The sequence below is a fragment of the Leisingera sp. JC11 genome (assembly GCF_040704725.1).
GTDB lineage: Bacteria > Pseudomonadota > Alphaproteobacteria > Rhodobacterales > Rhodobacteraceae > Leisingera.
The window spans coordinates 200131-216342 of record NZ_JBFCVS010000007.1; the positions used below are offsets into that span (position 1 = coordinate 200131).

The 16212-nt window shown below is 65.1% G+C and carries 19 protein-coding genes; all 19 read right to left on the bottom strand.

Going from position 1 to position 16212, the window contains the following annotated elements:
• Nucleotides 1–356 precede the first annotated feature (356 nt).
• Nucleotides 357–1322 carry an ABC transporter permease gene (locus tag AB1A62_RS10350; RefSeq protein ID WP_366661411.1) on the bottom strand — a complete coding sequence of 322 codons (966 nt, stop codon included), beginning with the start codon at nucleotides 1320–1322 and terminating at the stop codon, nucleotides 357–359.
• Entirely contained in the window at nucleotides 1322–2416 is a 1095-nt protein-coding gene (locus AB1A62_RS10355) for an ABC transporter permease (RefSeq protein WP_174146093.1), read from the bottom strand. The genes AB1A62_RS10350 and AB1A62_RS10355 overlap by 1 nt, the downstream gene beginning before the upstream one ends.
• Nucleotides 2417–3946, bottom strand: coding sequence for an ABC transporter ATP-binding protein (locus AB1A62_RS10360; protein ID WP_366661412.1), 1530 nt, complete (start codon nucleotides 3944–3946; stop codon nucleotides 2417–2419).
• Nucleotides 3943–4296: a nuclear transport factor 2 family protein gene (locus tag AB1A62_RS10365; protein ID WP_366661413.1), complete on the bottom strand. Its 354-nt coding sequence runs from the start codon at nucleotides 4294–4296 to the stop codon at nucleotides 3943–3945. Before AB1A62_RS10365 ends, AB1A62_RS10360 begins: the two co-directional genes overlap by 4 nt.
• A gap of 17 nt (nucleotides 4297–4313) precedes the next feature.
• The gene (locus tag AB1A62_RS10370) at nucleotides 4314–5309 is read right to left on the bottom strand and encodes a BMP family ABC transporter substrate-binding protein (protein WP_366661414.1); all 996 of its coding nucleotides are present in this window, start codon (nucleotides 5307–5309) and stop codon (nucleotides 4314–4316) included.
• Between the two features lie 155 nt (nucleotides 5310–5464).
• On the bottom strand, nucleotides 5465–5890 hold the full coding sequence (locus tag AB1A62_RS10375) for a GNAT family N-acetyltransferase (RefSeq protein ID WP_366661415.1): 426 nt from the start codon (nucleotides 5888–5890) through the stop codon (nucleotides 5465–5467).
• Nucleotides 5883–6479, bottom strand: coding sequence for a tRNA (adenosine(37)-N6)-threonylcarbamoyltransferase complex dimerization subunit type 1 TsaB (gene tsaB / locus AB1A62_RS10380; protein WP_366661416.1), 597 nt, complete (start codon nucleotides 6477–6479; stop codon nucleotides 5883–5885). The genes AB1A62_RS10375 and tsaB overlap by 8 nt, the downstream gene beginning before the upstream one ends.
• 21 nt (nucleotides 6480–6500) lie before the next feature.
• Nucleotides 6501–7067 carry a NifU family protein gene (locus AB1A62_RS10385; protein WP_366661417.1) on the bottom strand — a complete coding sequence of 189 codons (567 nt, stop codon included), beginning with the start codon at nucleotides 7065–7067 and terminating at the stop codon, nucleotides 6501–6503.
• Between the two features lie 69 nt (nucleotides 7068–7136).
• Nucleotides 7137–7736 (bottom strand): 2-hydroxychromene-2-carboxylate isomerase, encoded by a 600-nt coding sequence (locus AB1A62_RS10390; protein WP_366661418.1) that lies wholly within the window; start codon nucleotides 7734–7736, stop codon nucleotides 7137–7139.
• Between the two features lie 31 nt (nucleotides 7737–7767).
• Nucleotides 7768–8223 carry a universal stress protein gene (locus tag AB1A62_RS10395; protein WP_366661419.1) on the bottom strand — a complete coding sequence of 152 codons (456 nt, stop codon included), beginning with the start codon at nucleotides 8221–8223 and terminating at the stop codon, nucleotides 7768–7770.
• 333 nt (nucleotides 8224–8556) lie between these two features.
• Entirely contained in the window at nucleotides 8557–9420 is an 864-nt protein-coding gene (locus tag AB1A62_RS10400) for a branched-chain amino acid aminotransferase (protein ID WP_366661420.1), read from the bottom strand.
• Between the two features lie 224 nt (nucleotides 9421–9644).
• Entirely contained in the window at nucleotides 9645–10139 is a 495-nt protein-coding gene (locus AB1A62_RS10405) for a VOC family protein (protein ID WP_366661421.1), read from the bottom strand.
• A 200-nt stretch (nucleotides 10140–10339) separates the two neighbouring features.
• Nucleotides 10340–11101: a Phenylacetic acid catabolic protein gene (locus AB1A62_RS10410; protein ID WP_366661422.1), complete on the bottom strand. Its 762-nt coding sequence runs from the start codon at nucleotides 11099–11101 to the stop codon at nucleotides 10340–10342.
• 24 nt (nucleotides 11102–11125) lie between these two features.
• Complete coding sequence (paaE, locus tag AB1A62_RS10415; protein ID WP_366661423.1) at nucleotides 11126–12199, bottom strand: 1,2-phenylacetyl-CoA epoxidase subunit PaaE; 1074 nt, start codon at nucleotides 12197–12199, stop codon at nucleotides 11126–11128.
• A gap of 10 nt (nucleotides 12200–12209) precedes the next feature.
• Complete coding sequence (paaD, locus tag AB1A62_RS10420; RefSeq protein ID WP_366661424.1) at nucleotides 12210–12683, bottom strand: 1,2-phenylacetyl-CoA epoxidase subunit PaaD; 474 nt, start codon at nucleotides 12681–12683, stop codon at nucleotides 12210–12212.
• A gap of 127 nt (nucleotides 12684–12810) precedes the next feature.
• Entirely contained in the window at nucleotides 12811–13572 is a 762-nt protein-coding gene (paaC, locus tag AB1A62_RS10425) for a 1,2-phenylacetyl-CoA epoxidase subunit PaaC (RefSeq protein WP_366661425.1), read from the bottom strand.
• Nucleotides 13572–13856, bottom strand: coding sequence for a 1,2-phenylacetyl-CoA epoxidase subunit PaaB (gene paaB / locus AB1A62_RS10430; RefSeq protein ID WP_008557866.1), 285 nt, complete (start codon nucleotides 13854–13856; stop codon nucleotides 13572–13574). The genes paaC and paaB overlap by 1 nt, the downstream gene beginning before the upstream one ends.
• 63 nt (nucleotides 13857–13919) lie before the next feature.
• Nucleotides 13920–14897 (bottom strand): 1,2-phenylacetyl-CoA epoxidase subunit PaaA, encoded by a 978-nt coding sequence (gene paaA / locus AB1A62_RS10435; RefSeq protein WP_366661426.1) that lies wholly within the window; start codon nucleotides 14895–14897, stop codon nucleotides 13920–13922.
• 24 nt (nucleotides 14898–14921) lie between these two features.
• A complete protein-coding gene (gene pcaF, locus AB1A62_RS10440; RefSeq protein ID WP_366661427.1) occupies nucleotides 14922–16124 on the bottom strand; it encodes a 3-oxoadipyl-CoA thiolase in 1203 nt (400 codons plus the stop codon).
• Nucleotides 16125–16212 lie beyond the last annotated feature (88 nt).

A 16212-nucleotide genomic window follows, 5' to 3' on the forward strand; every position in this document is an offset into this window, starting at 1 on the left:
CAGCAACCGGAAGGCGCCGGGTCAACCGGCCAGGCGGCAATGCGGAGGACAGGACCGACAGAGGGTGGTGAACTGGACCTAAGGGCGTAAGCTCCCGCGCCTGCAGGTAAAGGGCAGCGCCTTCGCCTTGGCAGCCTTGGGCCGGGCGCCGCTCTGCGAGCGGCGGAACGAGAGACTGCTGAGAAGCCTCTGAGGGGCAGGGCTGTCCCGCAGAGGACCTATTCGAATTTTCTCCGCGTCAAGGGTGAACGGCGCCTGCGCGCCGCCGCTGCCGCGGTCCTTGACCGGGAATAGACGAAGGGGGGATACAGAAACGCCCGGCGGGGCCGGGCGTTTCTTTGTTTCTGGTGCTGTGTTCAGCGCTCTTTCACATAAGGTTCGCCGCCGGCGCGGGGCGGGATCGCCTTGCCGACGAAGCCGGCCAGGATCACCACCGTCAGCACATAGGGCAGCGCGTCCATCGCCTGCACCGGGATGGTGATGCCGCCCAGTTCGATGTTCTGGAACCGCAGCGCGATCGCCTGCAGCAGGCCGAAAAGCAGACAGGCGCCCATGGCATGCCAGGGCCGCCACTTGGCAAAGATCAGCGCGGCCAGCGCGATGAAGCCGCGGCCCGCGGTCATGTCCTTGACGAATCCCGCCTGCAGCGCGGTGGCCAGATAGGCGCCCGCAATGCCGCACAACAGGCCGCAGATCAGCACCGCGCCGTAGCGCAGGCCGACAACCGAGACGCCGGCGGTGTCAACGGCAGCAGGGTTTTCCCCCACCGCGCGCAGGCGCAGGCCGAAGCGGGTGCGGAACAGCACCCACCAGGTGGCCGGCACCGCCAGGAAGGCGATGTAGACCAGGATCGAATGGCCGGAGAGCAGCTCGGAATAGATTGGACCAAGCACCGGCACGCCGGAAAGGCTTTCGGCAAAGGGCAGGTCAAACGGGGTGAACCGCCCGCCGCCGATCAGCGAAGGTGTCCGGCCGCCCTGCTGGAACCAGTCCTGGGCAATCAGCACCGTCATGCCCGCGGCCAGGAAGTTGATCGCCACGCCGGAGATCAGCTGGTTGCCGCGGAAGGTGATCGAGGCCACCCCGTGCAGGCCCGCCAGCAAGAGCGAGGAGCCGATGCCGGCCAGAAGCCCCAGCCAGACATTGCCGGTGGCGGCAGCGACGGCAGCGGAGAAGAAGGCGGCCATCAGCATCTTGCCCTCAAGGCCGATGTCGAAGATGCCCGCGCGTTCGGAGAACAGGCCCGCAAGGCAGGCCAGCAGCAGCGGTGTCGCCAGGCGGACGGTGGAATCCAGCAGCTGGATGATCGTCAGGAAATCCATCAGTTCTGCCCCTTCCGCATCGCCAGGAAGATCCGCTCAAGCGGCATCCGCACCATGTTGTCGAGCGCGCCGGTGAACAGGATCACCAGGGCCTGGATCACCACGATCAGCTCGCGCGGGATCGAAGTCCAGAGTGCCAGCTCAGCGCCGCCCTGGTAGAGGAAACCAAACAGGATCGCCGCCAGGAACACGCCGAACGGATGGTTGCGGCCCATCAGCGCCACCGCGATGCCGATGAAACCGGCGCCTTCGGTGGCGTTCAGAACCAGCCGCTCTGCCTCGCCCATCACGTTATTCACAGCCATCATGCCGGCCAGCGCGCCGGAGATCAGCATGGCGATCATGATGGTGCGGACCGAAGAGATGCCAGCATAGCGCGCGCCCGGCTCCGATTTGCCGAGGGAGCGGATTTCATACCCCAGCGGCGTGCGCCAGATCAGCAGCCAGACAAACAGGCAGGCACCGACGGCCACCAAAAGGCTGACGTTTGCCGGTGCCGATTTTGAAAACTCGATCCCGATCGGCGCCAGCAGCTCATGCAGGGAGGGCAGGTGCACCGCCTCGGGGAAGCGTTCGGTGGCCGGGTCCATTGAGCCTTCGGGCCGCAGCAGATTGACCAGCACATAGTTCAGCACCGCCGCGGCGATAAAGTTGAACATGATGGTGGTGATCACGATGTGGCTGCCGCGCTTGGCTTGCAGGTAGGCGGGGATCGCGGCCCAAGCGGCCCCGAAAAGGCCCGCGCCAAGGGCCGCAAAGACCAGCGCCAGCGTCCAGTGCGGCCAGGGGATCAGCAGGCAGACCAGCGCCACGCCAAGCCCGCCCAGCATCGCCTGGCCTTCGCCGCCGATGTTGAACAGGCCCGCATGGGCGGCAATCGCCACCGCCAGCCCGGTGAACATGAAATTGGTGGCGTAATAGAGCGTGTAGCCCCAGCCATAGGTGGAGCCCAGGGCGCCATCGACCATCAGCTTGACCGCAGCCACCGGGTCTTCGCCGATCCCGAGGATCACCAGCGCCGACAGGAGAGCGGCCAGGATCAGGCTGATCAGCGGGATCAGGACCACATCGGCCCATTTCGGCATCTTGTCCATTTACGCGGCCTCCCCCGCGACACCGGCCATCAAGAGGCCCAGTTCTTTCTCATCGGTCTGATCGGCGGGCCGTTCGCCCATGATCATGCCGTCAAACATCACCGCAACCCGGTCCGCCAGAGACAGGATCTCCTCCAGCTCGACCGAGACCAGCAGAATCGCCTTGCCCTGGTCGCGTAGCTCGACGATCTGCTTGTGAATGAATTCGATGGCGCCGATGTCGACGCCGCGGGTCGGCTGGCCGACCAGCAACAGGTCGGGGTTGCGCTCGATCTCGCGCGCCACGACGATTTTTTGCTGGTTGCCGCCGGAGAAATTCTTGGCCGCCAGCCAGGGATCGGGCGGGCGCACGTCGAATTTCACCATCTTGGCCTCGGTATCGGCCCGGAGCGCTGTGTTGTTCATCAGAATGCCGCTCTGATAGGCCGCGTCGCGGTGGTAGCCGAAGGCCACGTTCTCCCAGGCGTGGAAGTCCATGATCAGGCCTTCGCGCTGGCGGTCCTCCGGCACATGGCCGATATGGGCGGCGCGGCGCGCAGCGGCATCGGAGCCCTGGCCGTTCAGCGGCAGGGGGGTGCCATGCAGCTTGATGCTGCCGGTGCCGGGGCGCATGCCGCCCAGAACCTCCAGCAGCTCCGACTGGCCGTTGCCGGCCACACCGGCGATGCCGACGATCTCGCCTGCGCGCACGGTGAGGTCGATGCCCTTGACGCGTTCGACGCCGGCGCTGTCCACAACCTTCAGGTTCTCGATCTCCAGGATCGGGGCGCCGGGCTGCGCGGGCACCTTGTCGACGCGCAACAGCACCTTGCGGCCCACCATCAGCTCCGCCAGATGCTCCGGGCTGGTCTCCGCCGTCTTGACGGTAGCGGTCATCTGACCGCGCCGCATGACGGACACCGTGTCTGTGTATTCCATGATCTCCCGCAGCTTGTGGGTGATCAGGATAATGGTTTTCCCTTCAGCGCGCAGCCGGTCGAGGATGCGGAACAGCTGGTCGGCCTCAGACGGCGTCAGCACGCCGGTCGGCTCATCGAGGATCAGGATTTCGGCCTTGCGGTAAAGCGCCTTGAGGATTTCCACCCGCTGCTGCATGCCGACACCGATCTCGTCGATGCGGGCGTCGGGGTCCACGAACAGCTCGTATTCCTCCTCCAGCGCCTTCAGCTCCTTGCGGGCGCGGCGCAGCGAAGGCATCAGCATGCCGCTGTCCTCAGCCCCCAGCACGATGTTTTCCAGCACAGTGAAATTCTCCACCAGCTTGAAATGCTGGAACACCATGCCGATGCCTGCGGCAATCGCCGCCTGGCTGTCGGGAATCGCGGTCTTCTTGCCCTTGATCCAGATTTCGCCGCTGTCGGCTTTGTAGAAGCCGTAGAGGATCGACATCAGCGTCGATTTGCCCGCACCGTTTTCACCGATGATGCCGTGAATGGTGCCGGGGGCGACGCTGATGGAAATGTCCTTGTTAGCCTGGACCGGGCCAAAGGCCTTGGAAATGCCTTTGAGTTCGATGGCGGGGGCGGTCAATCGGGCTCTCCCATGCCTGTGAAGCCGATCAGCCGCACCACCTTGCCGTCTTGCAGATCGGCAAAATACTGGCCGCGCACCATGCGCTGGCCGTCCTTCTCGAAATCCACCGTGGCGCGTGCATGGCCGTGGTGTTCCGAGACGGCTACCACCTTCGCCGCGGCGCCCGGCATCATCGCGCTGAACTGCGCGATATAGTCCAGATAGGCGTCGCGTGTGGTGATGGGGGCGGGGGTGTTGGGATCGGAATAGTAGAAATCCGGCCCGATGGCCGCGTCCGTCTTTTCGGCGCGGGCTTCGGGCGATGGGTCGCCCCAGGCCGCAAACAGAATATGAAGAGAATCCGTCATGGCCTGGGGCTTTCTGCTTAGAAGCTCAGCGCAGGGCAGCTGTCATCGGACATGTAGTCATGCACCTTGATCTCGCCCGAGGCGATCTTGGCAGCAGCTTCGTCCACGGCAGCCTGCATCTCGGCAGAGACCAGCGATGCGTTGTGCTCATCCATGGCATAGCCGACACCGCCGTTGGCCAGACCCATGACCGAGAAGCCGGTCTCCATGTCCGGGCCGTCCTGGAACGCCTCATAGACTGCGTTGCCAACCTTCTTGGTCATCGAGGTCAGCACTTTGCCCGGGTGCAGGTGGTTCTGGTTGCTGTCGACGCCGATTGACAGGATGCCTTCATCGGCTGCGGTTTGCAGCACGCCGACGCCGGTGCCGCCAGCCGCGGCGTAGACCACGTCTGCGCCCTGGCTGATCTGCGCCTTGGTCAGCTCAGACCCCTTGACCGGGTCATTCCAGGCTGCCGGGGTGGTGCCGGTCATGTTGGCGATCACGGTGGCATCCGGGTTGGCTGCCTTGACGCCTTCGGCATAGCCGCAGGCGAACTTGCGGATCAGCGGGATGTCCATGCCGCCGATGAAGCCAACGGTGTTCGATTTGGACGCCATCGCGGCCATCATCCCCACAAGATAGGAGCCTTCATGTTCGTTAAAGACAACCGAGCGCACGTTGTCGCCTTCAACCACCATGTCGATGATGGTGAATTTGGTGTCCGGGTAGTCGGCAGCCACCTGGCCCAGGGCATCGGCAAAGGCAAAGCCGACCATCACGATCGGGTTGGCGCCGGCCTCGGCAAAGCGGCGCAGCGCCTGCTCGCGCTGGGCTTCGGACTGCAGTTCGATCTCGCGGTAGGTTTCGCCGGTCTCTTCGGCCCAGCGCTGGGCACCGCCGTGCGCGGCCTCGTTGAAGCTCTTGTCGAACTTGCCGCCCAGATCAAAGATCAGCGCCGGTTCCGCCAGCGCGGCACCTGCGGTCAGGGCCAGCGACGCGGCTGCGCCCATCAGCGGTTTCATCAGGGTCATCAGGTTAACTCCCACTGTCATTTTTGTTGAATGCAGCGGGGGTTTTCCGCTGCCCGGCCCCGTTCAGGCCTTAGAGGGTGCGGCAATTTAGCCTGCAGGGCAGGGAGGGGGTCAACCGCTTTTTGACCATTTGGTGCGAAATCCGCGCAACTGGCCTAGCGTAAAGACTTTCTCATCAGGATCGCATCCGCGCGATTGGCGCCTTCGCGGCGGTAATACCCCGCCCTGCGCCCGCATTCCGCGAATCCGCAGGAGCGGTACAGCGCCTGCGCGGGCGCGTTGTCTTCGGCCACTTCCAGAAACACTTCTGCGGCGCCGCGCGCGCATGCCAGTGATTCCCAGCCTGCCATGCAGGCGCGGGCCAGCCCTTGGCGCTGATGGGCGGGATCCGTCACGATGGTCAGCAGCTCCGCCTCATCGGCAATCACCCGCACCAGCGCGAAACAGCGGGCATCCCCGGCGGCAAAGATCAGCGGGCTGTCCAGAAGGGCTGCGAACTCCAGCGCGGACCACGGCCGCGACTGGGTGAAGCCCGCGGCATGGGTGGCGGCCATCTGCGCCGGTGTCAGCGGATCACTCATCAATCAGCGCAGGCGGCACGTCGCTGGAAGGCGCGGCGTCAGCCGCGCGCAGGTACAGCGGCGCCGGCGGCTCTGTCACGGTTTCAAAACGCCCGGCAGTGATGCGTGCAATGGCTTCGGCAATCCCGGCCGGGCTTGCCTCAGGCGCGAAGGCCAGCCCGGCACCGCGGGCGGCGTCCTCGGCTTCCTGGCGCGGCATAAGGCGCGGAGCTTCGCCGGGCAGGGCGGCATAGACCTGATCGCGCGGCGCAGGCACCGCAGGCAGGGTGCCCTCGGCAGCGCGGGCTTCAAACCCGTCGGCGCCCACAACCGGCACCTCCAGCCCCAGCGCCAAACCGCGGGCGGCGGAGACCGCAATGCGGATGCCAGTGAAATTGCCGGGGCCGATACCGACCCCGATAGCGTCAAGATCCTGCCACGCGGCACCGCCGTCAGCCAGCACCTCTTCCAGCAGCGGCATCAGCCGTTCGGCCTGGCCGCGGGTCATTTCCTCCAGCCGGGAGGCCAGCACGGTCTCCCCGCGCAGCAAAGCGGCCGCGCAATGCGCGGCCGATGTGTCAAATCCCAGAACCAGCGGTTCGGAAGCCATCAGATGTCCTTTCGCAGCCGGTCAGACGGCAACCGGGCGCACCTCGGTGACTTCCGGGATGTAGTGGCGCAGCAGGTTCTCGATGCCCATTTTCAGGGTCAGGGTCGAGGACGGGCAGCCGGCGCAGGCGCCCTGCATGTGCAGATAAACCACGCCGCGGTCAAAGCCGTGGAAGGTGATGTCGCCGCCGTCCTGGGCCACTGCCGGCCGTACACGGCTATCCAGCAGTTCCTTGATCTGGTTGACGATCTCCGCGTCCTCGCCGGAATGCTCGGCATGGCCCGAAGCCGGATCGGCAGAGCCGTCCGCCATCACCGGCTGGCCGGACTGGTAGTGTTCCATCACCGCGCCCAGGATGGCGGGCTTGATGTGGTCCCACTCGACAGCGTCCGCTTTGGTCACCGTCACGAAGTCATTGCCGAAGAACACGCCGGTAACGCCCTCAACCGCAAAGATACGGGAGGCCAGCGGCGATTTGCCCGCGGCGTCAGCGCTGGGGAAGTCGGCGGTGCCCACCTCCAGAACGGTTTGGCCCGGCAGGAATTTCAGCGTCGCCGGGTTGGGCGTGGATTCAGTCTGAATGAACATGTCGGGTCTCCGTTAAGCGTGCCCCCGATATGCGCCCTGAGGCGCGGCAAGTCAAGATTTGGAACGATTCTAAATCTGGGTGCCTGCCGCGTGGTCCAGGGCCTGCTCCAGCCGGTCGTCGCCCCAGAACAGTTCCGCCCCGCAGGTAAAGCTGGGCGCACCGAAAATACCCGCGGCAATGGCCTCCTCGGTCTGCGCCCGAAGTGCCGATTTGATTTCAGGCGCCTGCGCCCGCTGCATCAGTCCGGTTCCGAGACCCGCTTTGCGCAAGCAGCCCAGCAAAACACCTTCATCCGCGATATCCGCGCCTTCGCCGAATTGCGCCTGAAACACTGCCTGAGTGAAGGGTTCGATCCGGTCCTCCTCCGCCGCGGCCAGGGCCAGCCGCGCCGCCATAAGCCCGTTCTGCGGGAATACGTCCGGGCAGCAGAAAGGCAGACCGCGGGCGGCGCAGATCCGCTCCATGTCTCGCCACATGTAGCGCCCTTTGGCCGGATATATGTTGAAGGGGGAGGTGTCCCAGCCCTGGGCCGCGAAGATGGGACCCAGCAGAAACGGCTTCCAGGTCACAGCAACATTGCGCGCGGCGGCCAGTTCGCCGAAGCGCATCACACTGAGATAGGAATAGGTGGAGGCGAATTCGAACCAGAATGTGATCCTGCCATTCATCGCCTCTGCCTTGCCCCGGTCTGCCTTCCCGTCAGGTGATCGCTTCCAGTTTTTCCTTGCTGAGATCGCCGGGCACGATGGTGATCGGCACCGGCAGGGTGCCGGAGTTCTTGGTCATCTGGGTGACCAGCGGCCCGGGGCCCTTGCGCCCGGTGCCCGCGCCCAGCACCAGAACGCCGATTTCCGGGTCGCCCTCGATATAGTCGAGGATTTCCGGCACCGCCTCGCCCTCGCGGATCACCAGGTCCGGGTCGACGTTCTGGCGGTCGCGCATCCATTTGGCGAAAACCTCGAAATGGGCGTGGATGCGTTCGCGCGCTTCCTCGCGCATCACTTCGCCGACGCCGATCCAGTGGTTGAACTCATCCGGCGGGATCACCGAGAGGATGGTGACGCCCGCGCCGGTGTGCGCCGCCCGCATCGCGGCAAAGCGCATGGCGTTCAGGCATTCGCGGCTGTCGTCCAGGACCACAAGGAATTTGCGCATCTTCGCTCTCTCGTTGTTGCACCGCGGATCATGGCGCAACCTGCGCCGTCAGGCAATAGAGCCAAAGCAGCGTCAACGCTGCGTATTTCTGGTCCTAGACTTTCCGCCGGTCAAACCTGCCCGGCTCCGGTGGGGCTGCGGCACTCGCAGGGCCTCCCGCAGCCGCAGGATGCTCCGGCTGCGCCGAAACACCCTTGGCGGCTTTGGGCCGGGCGCCGCGCAGATGCGCGGCGCGGCACCGTGCCGCGGCACTGAGCCATGCCCGACCGGGCAGCCGCGTTTCGCAGAAAGGCCCGGAACGGGCGCAAGCACTTGCAAGCGGGGCCGCGCAGGTTACCGGTTGCTGGCAGCCCAGTCCCAATAGAGCTCCCGCACCCGTTTGGCCACGGGGCCGGCCTGATAGCGGCACTCGTCAAACGCGGTGACCGGGGTCACCTTGCTCATGTTGCCTGAGAGGAAGATCTCATCCGCTTCCTCGAAATCCTGATAGCCCAGCACGCATTCATGCACAGTGATGCCATCGGCGCGCATGTTGCTGATGTGGCGGGCACGGGTGATCCCCGCCAGGAAAGTGCCATTGGGGATCGGGGTGAAGACCTCGCCGTCGCGGACCATGAAGACATTCGTGGTGGCGGTTTCAGCCACGTTGCCCATGGCGTCCAGCACCAGCGCGTTGCTGAACCCCTTGCTGCGCGCTTCCCGCAGCATCCGGGCGTTGTTGGGATACAGGCAGCCCGCCTTGGCATTCACCACCGCGCTTTCCAGCACCGGGCGGCGGAAGCGGGTGCGAGACAGCGTGGCGGCGGCATCGGGGGCTGCCATCGGGATCTCCTCCAGGCTGACGGCAAACCGGGTGCTCTCCGCCTTGGGCGCGATCAGCGTCTCGTCGCCGTCAGCGGCCCAGTACATCGGCCGGATATAGACTGCGGCGCCGGGGGCGAAACCCTCCAGCCCGTCGCGGATGATCTCCATCATCTGCGGCACCGAATGGGTGGGCTCCATCATCAGCGCTGTGGCAGAGGCATTGGTGCGGGCGCAGTGCAGGTCCAGGTCCGGGGTCACGCCGTCAAACAGCCGTGCGCCGTCAAACACCGACGAGCCGAGCCAAATTGCATGGTCCGCAGCCCGCATCACCGCCGGATTGCCATCCTGCCAGCTGCCGTTGAAATAAGTGCGGATTGTGCGGCCCACAGCCATGGTTCTGCCTCCCTGTGCTTGCCGCTAGGGTAGGCAGGGAAAGGTCAGAGGTCCAGACCTAACATCGCCCGCCGGTGCCGGTGGGGTGGCATCGGCGAAGCGTCTTTTTCCGTTTGGTTTCATGGAGCTATTCTGAAACGGTGCAAAATCTGACGTCGCGTCCATTAAGTCAGCATATCTGACCAATTGTTTCGCGCGCGAAACATTCGGACAGGGCTGCTGACCTACTCAACCTCTGCGAGCAAAGCTTGCAAGTCCAATGGGTCAGACCCCATCTGGAGGCTGCCGTCCGGCCCGCGCGGCCACTCTTCCTCAGCCCGGTCGCGGTACAGCTCCACCCCGTTTCCGTCGGGGTCGCGCAGGTAAATCGCCTCGGACACGCCATGATCGGCGGCGCCTTCCAGCGCGATGCCTGCGTCCAGCACCCGCCGCAGCACCGCGGCCAGGCTCTGGCGGTCCGGCAGCAGGATGGCGGTGTGGTAAAGGCCGGTCATGTTGGGCGCCGGGGCAGGGCCGCCGCGCGACTGCCAGGTGTTGAGGCCGATGTGGTGGTGGTAGCCGCCCGCTGACAGGAACGCGGCCGAGCTGCCCAGCCGCTGGGTCACGTTGAAGCCCAGCACGCCGCTGTAGAATGCAAGGGCCCGCTCCAGGTCCGAAACCTTCAGATGCACATGGCCGATGCTGGTGCCTGCGGGAAGGGGTGCTGTGCCGGTGCTCATGTCTGCCTCCATCGGTTCGTCATTGCAAAGATGGGGGCAGGGAGCCGCAAACGCCATTCCGCAGCCCCGCACCATTCCCCTGTGGAATTGCACAAGGCCTCAGGCCACGGTGTCCCTGCGCGCCGTCAGGCGCGCCGGGCCCAACCGGGGCTGCGCATCAGCGATGCGCGGATGCCCGGGCGGGAGCTTTTTGCTGGGGGTCAGGCGGCGGGCTTCAGGCCCGCCTTGGCCAGAATGGCCGCTGCGTTTTGCTCCCAGCGGGCTTTCAGCTCCGCATTCGGGGTGCGGCGCAGGCCTATCGCCTTGAGGTCTTCGAATTTCTGCGAGGTCTCCGAGCCGAAGCTGGCTGCGACCCGCGGCCACCAGTAGTCTGCCAGCTCCTGCAGGGCCTCTGCGCCCTGCGCCTCCACCAGCACCATCAGGCCTTCCTCGGCCAATTCCGCGTGGTGCGCCTCAATCGGCTGGATGGCGCGGAACGCCTCGGCCAGCGGCTGGTAGGAGACATGGCTCAGTTCTTCCAGCTGCACGGCAACGGCACTGCCCATCAGCAGGTTCATCACCACCGCATCCGCCCAGCCTTCCAGCGGGTAGTTGAACACGGCCAGCCGCATGTCGTGCTTGGTGCGGGTCTGGCCGATGTCGGCGGCCCGCTCCAGCCGCGCGGTCCAGGGGTGGTGGTCGGCGTAACGCTCTGTATCGGCGCCGAAATCGCCCATGATGCGCAGCACCTTTTCGGCGCTGTCGGATTTTTCCAGCACGATCTTGGCGGCGGCGATGCGCGCCTTGATGCCAGGGCCTTCGTTGATGATGTCGGCAAAGCCGGCAGCACCCGCCAGCTCGCTGTCGACAAAGGTCGCCATCATCTTCATCAGCTCGGCGCGGTAGCGCGGCGGCACGTTGGACGGGTTGCTCAGCACGCCGCCTTGGGCCAGATAGCTTGCGATGCTCATCTCGTCAGTCATGATCTTTCCTCCCTCGCACAGGCGTTACTGGTCGTAATCGACCACGACGTTATCGGTCACCGGATAGGCCTGGCACGAGAGCACATAGCCCTTTTCGACCTCGTAATCCTCCAGCGCATGGTTGGCGACCATTTCGACCTCGCCCTCCAGCACCTTGCAGCGGCAGGTGGAACAGACCCCGGCCTTGCAGGCATAGGGCGCGTCCATCGCGTTTTCCAGCGCCGCGTCCAGCAGCGTCATGTCCTTGCCCATCTCGATGGTCTGGGTGGCGCCGTCCAGGGTGATTGCGGCCTTGGTCTGGTTGGCGCTGCTCGCAGCATCTGTTGCGGCAGCCTTGCGTTTGGCGCGGCCCGGCTGGGCAGAGGCAAACAGCTCGAACTTGATTTGGCTGTCATCGAGGCCGGCAATGCGCAGGGCGCTGGCGATGCCCAGCATCATCGGCTCCGGGCCGCAGATGAAGGCGGTATCAACCGACTTGATGTCGATCCAGTGCTCGAACAGCTGGGCGCATTTTTCTTCGGTGACCAGGCCGGTGAACAGGTCGATTTCCTGGGCGTCGGATTCCAGCACGTGGATCACGTTGAACCGGCCCATGTAGAGGTTCTTGAGATCCTCCAGCTCCTCGCGAAACATGATCGTGTTCACGCCCTTGTTGGCATAGACCAGCGTGAAGGAGGATTTGGGTTCCGCCGCCAGCGTGGTCTTGAGGATCGACAGCACGGGCGTGATGCCGGAGCCGCCTGCAAAGCCCAGGTAGTTCTTCTCGGCCGCCGCATCGAGCGGGGTGAAGAAGGTGCCCATCGGCGCCATCGCCTGCAGGGTGTCGCCGGGTTGCAGCTCGGTATTGGCCCAGGTCGAGAACGCGCCGCCGTCGACGCGCTTGATGCCGACCTGCAGGATGCCTTCGTCCTTGCCGGCGCAGATCGAGTAGCTGCGGCGCAGCTCCTCGCCGTCGAAGTCGCGGCGGAAGGTCAGATACTGGCCTTGGGTGAAATCGAACTCTTCAGCCGCGCCGTTCGCGGGCTTCAGGGTGACAACCACCGCATCGCGGATGGTCTTGCGGACGTCGGTGACTTCAAGGTCGTGAAAGCGCGCCATCAGGGTCTCCTCAGATGCACTTGAAATAATCAAAGGGTTCGAGGCAGTCCTGGCAGCGCCAGTGGGCCTTGCAGGGGGTCGAGCCGAACTGGCTGACCTTGGTGACATGTTTACTGCCGCAGTGCGGGCATTTTTCCGGGCCGCCTGCGGGCTGGGGCGGGGCGATGCCGTAGTCCTCCAGCTTCGTGCGCCCCTTTTCGGACAGCCAGTCGGTGGTCCAGGCGGGGGATATCTGGGTCTTCAGCCGCAGATCGGTGATGCCGTGGCCGCGCAGGGCGGTTTCGATGTCCATGTTGATCACCGAAGTGGCGGGGCAGCCGGAGTAGGTCGGGGTGACGGTGACCACCAGGGTTTCGCCCTCCCAGGCGACGCCGCGGATGATGCCCAGGTCCACCAGCGAAATCACCGGGATTTCCGGGTCCGGCACGGCGTCGAGCCATTCCCAGATCTGGTCAATGCTTGGCTGAGTTGTCACTTGGCTCATGCGGTTACCCTCATTGGCTGTTCTGCCCGGCAGTGCGCCGGGCAACACCCGTCCAGCCTCCCTCGAGGCGGGAGTTTCCCGCCCGCCCTGCCGGACGGGCGATGCCCTCAGTTCTTTGGCCGTTGTCTTACCACTTGGCGCCCGGATAGGCGCGCTGCAGCCATTGCATCTGGGTCAGCAGGTGGCCCAGGTGCTCGGTGTGCATCGCACCGGTGCGCCCTCCCTTATGGGCAAAACGGCTCTCCGGGATGGTCAGCGTCGCGTCGCCCAGGATGCGGGAGACCAGCGCGTCGTATTCTTCGCGCAAGGTAGCCGGATCGGGCGCGGTGCCCGCCTTGACCATTTCCGCGTCGACCTCGTCGGACTGGAACATCTCGCCCACATAGGGCCACAGATAGTCCAGCGCTTCCTGCATCCGGCGGTGGCTTTCCTCGGTGCCGTCGCCCAGGCCTACCACCGTGTCGGCGGAGCGTTCCAGGTGATAGGCCACCTCTTTCGAGGCCTTCTCGGCAATCGCGGCGACCCGTTCGTTCGAGGATTTCATCAGCCGGCCCAGCTGGATCGAGTGCCAGGCGTCAAACAGGAACTGGCGCATCAGGGTGCGGCCGAAGTCGCCGTTCGGCACCTCGCACAGCAGCACGTTGCGGAAGTCCCAGGCGTCGCGCAGGAAGGCCAGGTCGTCAGCGGATTTGCCTTCACCTTGCACTTCACCGGCCAGGCCGAGCCACATCTGGGTCTGGCCGATCAGGTCCAGCGCGGTGTTGGCCAGCGCGATGTCTTCTTCCAGCACCGGCGCGTGGCCGCACCATTCGCTGACCCGGTGTCCGAGGATCAGGGTGTTGTCCCCCATCCGCAGCAGGAACTGGGTAAATGCCTCTTCGCGGGTCATTACATGGCCCCCACTTCTTCGGGGATGTCGAAGAAGGTCGGGTGGCGGTAGACCTTGGACTCCGACGGCTCGTAGAGCGGGCCCTTGTCGCTGGGCGAGGAGGCGGCGATGTGGTTTGCTTCCACCACCCAGATCGACACGCCTTCGTTGCGGCGGGTATAGACGTCGCGGGCGTTTTTGATCGCCATCTCGGCGTCAGGCGCGTGCAGGGAGCCGACGTGGCGGTGGCTCATGCCGTGCTGGCCGCGGATGAAGATTTCCCAGAGGGGCCATTCGTTTTTCATGTCTCAAATCCTCCTGGCTGAGGGGGCGCTGCGCGGCAGGGCGGAGCGCCGGAATGCTTGGGGTTACTCGGCGGCGTGCTGGCGCGCGGCTTTCTTCTTGGCGTGGGCGAGCAGGCCGTCCCGGACCCAGGCGCCGTCGTCCCAGGCCTTGTTGCGGGCAGCAAGCCGGTCTGTGTTGCAGGGGCCGTTGCCCTTGATCACGTCAAAGAACTCGCTCCAGTCCGGGTCGGTGTAATCGTAGTGGCCACGCTCCTCGTTCCACTTCAGGTCCGGGTCGGGGATGGTGAGGCCCAAGTATTCGGCCTGCGGCACAGTCTGGTCGACGAACTTCTGGCGCAGCTCGTCGTTGGTGTTCATCTTGATCTTCCAGGCCATAGACTGGGCGGAATGGACTGAGTCCTTGTCAGACGGGCCGAACATCATCAGCGACGGGTACCAGAGGCGGTTCAGCGCGTCCTGAGCCATCTTTTTCTGCTCGGGCGTGCCCTCGGCCATCTTGCGGATCGCGTCATAGCCCTGGCGCTGGTGAAAGCTTTCTTCCTTGCAGATGCGGATCATCGCGCGTGAGTAGGGGCCGAAGGAGGTGCGCTGCAGCGGCACCTGGTTCATGATCGCTGCGCCGTCCACCAGCCAGCCGACCGCGCCGATGTCGGCCCAGTTCAGCGTCGGGTAGTTGAAAATCGACGAGTATTTCATGCGCCCGTCAAGCAGCATCTCAGTAATTTCGTCGCGCGAAACGCCCAGTGTTTCCGCCGCGCAGTAGAGGTAGAGGCCGTGGCCCGCCTCATCCTGCACCTTGGCGAGCAGGATCGCCTTGCGCTCCAGCGTCGGCGCGCGGGTGATCCAGTTGCCCTCGGGCAGCTGGCCGACGATTTCCGAATGGGCGTGCTGGCCGATCTGGCGGATCAGCGTCTTGCGGTAGCCTTCGGGCATCCAGTCCTTGGGCTCGATCTTCTCGCCCGCGTCGATGCGCGCCTGGAAGGCCGCCAGCTTTTCCGGATCGTCCTGGGTCGCTTCGGATTTGATCATCTGAGCATACATGTCTGGGACCTCCTCAGGGTTTCGTTACACGCGTTCGAGGATCAGGGCGGTGCCCTGACCGACGCCGACGCACATGGTGCACAGGGCATACCGCCCGCCGGTGCGCTGCAATTGGTAGGCGGCGGTCAGCACCAGCCGCGCGCCGGACATGCCGAGCGGGTGGCCCAGTGCGATCGCACCGCCGTTGGGATTAACATGGGGCGCATCGTCCGGAAGGCCAAGCTCGCGCAGGGTGGCGAGGCCCTGGGACGCAAAGGCCTCGTTCAGTTCGATCACGTCCATCTGTTCGATGGTCAGGCCGGTACGGGCCAGCACCTTGCGGGTGGCAGGCACCGGGCCGATGCCCATAATGCGCGGCTCGACCCCAGCGGCGGCCATGCCGACGATGCGGGCCATCGGTTTTAGGCCGTTCTTCGCGGCCGCAACCTCATTCGCCATCAGGATCGCCGCGGCGCCGTCGTTGACGCCGGAGGCATTGCCTGCGGTCACGCTCTTGTCCGGGCCGTTGACACCCTTGAGGCCTGACAGCTTCTCCGCCGAGGTGCCGGGGCGGGGGTGTTCGTCGGTGTCGACCACTAGATCATCGCCCTTGCGCTGCGGGATGGTGACCGGGGTGATTTCGTCCTTGAAGATGCCGGCCTCATGCGCGGCGGCCCAGCGGGCCTGGCTGCGGGCAGCGAATGCGTCCTGATCTTCGCGGCTGACGCCGTAATCCTCGGCCACGTTGTCGGCGGTCTGTGGCATCGAGTCGGTGCCGTACATCTCGTGCATCTTCTTGTTCACGAAGCGCCAGCCGATGGTGGTGTCATAGACGGCATTGGCGCGGGTGAAGGCGGAAGTGGCCTTGGGCATCACGAAGGGCGCGCGCGACATGCTTTCGACGCCGCCCGCGATGGCCATGTCATAATCACCCGCTTTGATCCCGCGCGAGGCCATGCCGACCGCATCCATGCCGGAGGCGCAAAGGCGGTTGATGGTGGTGCCGGGCACAGACGTGGGCAGGCCCGCCAGCAGGGCCGCCATGCGGGCCACATTACGGTTGCTTTCGCCGGCCTGGTTGGCATCGCCCAGGATCACGTCATCCAAGGAGCCCCAGTCAACATCCGGGTTGCGTGCCGCCAGGGCGGCAATCGGCAGGGCGGCAAGGTCATCGGTACGCACCTGGCTCAGCGCGCCGCCGTAGCGGCCGATCGGGGTGCGGGTTGCATCGCAGATGAAAGCATCCATGGGTGTTCGCGTCTCCTGTGGCGGCGGCAGGAAAAGCCGACCGTTGGGTCGGTGATACGCCGGAAGATGATTCGCGGCAAGAGAAATG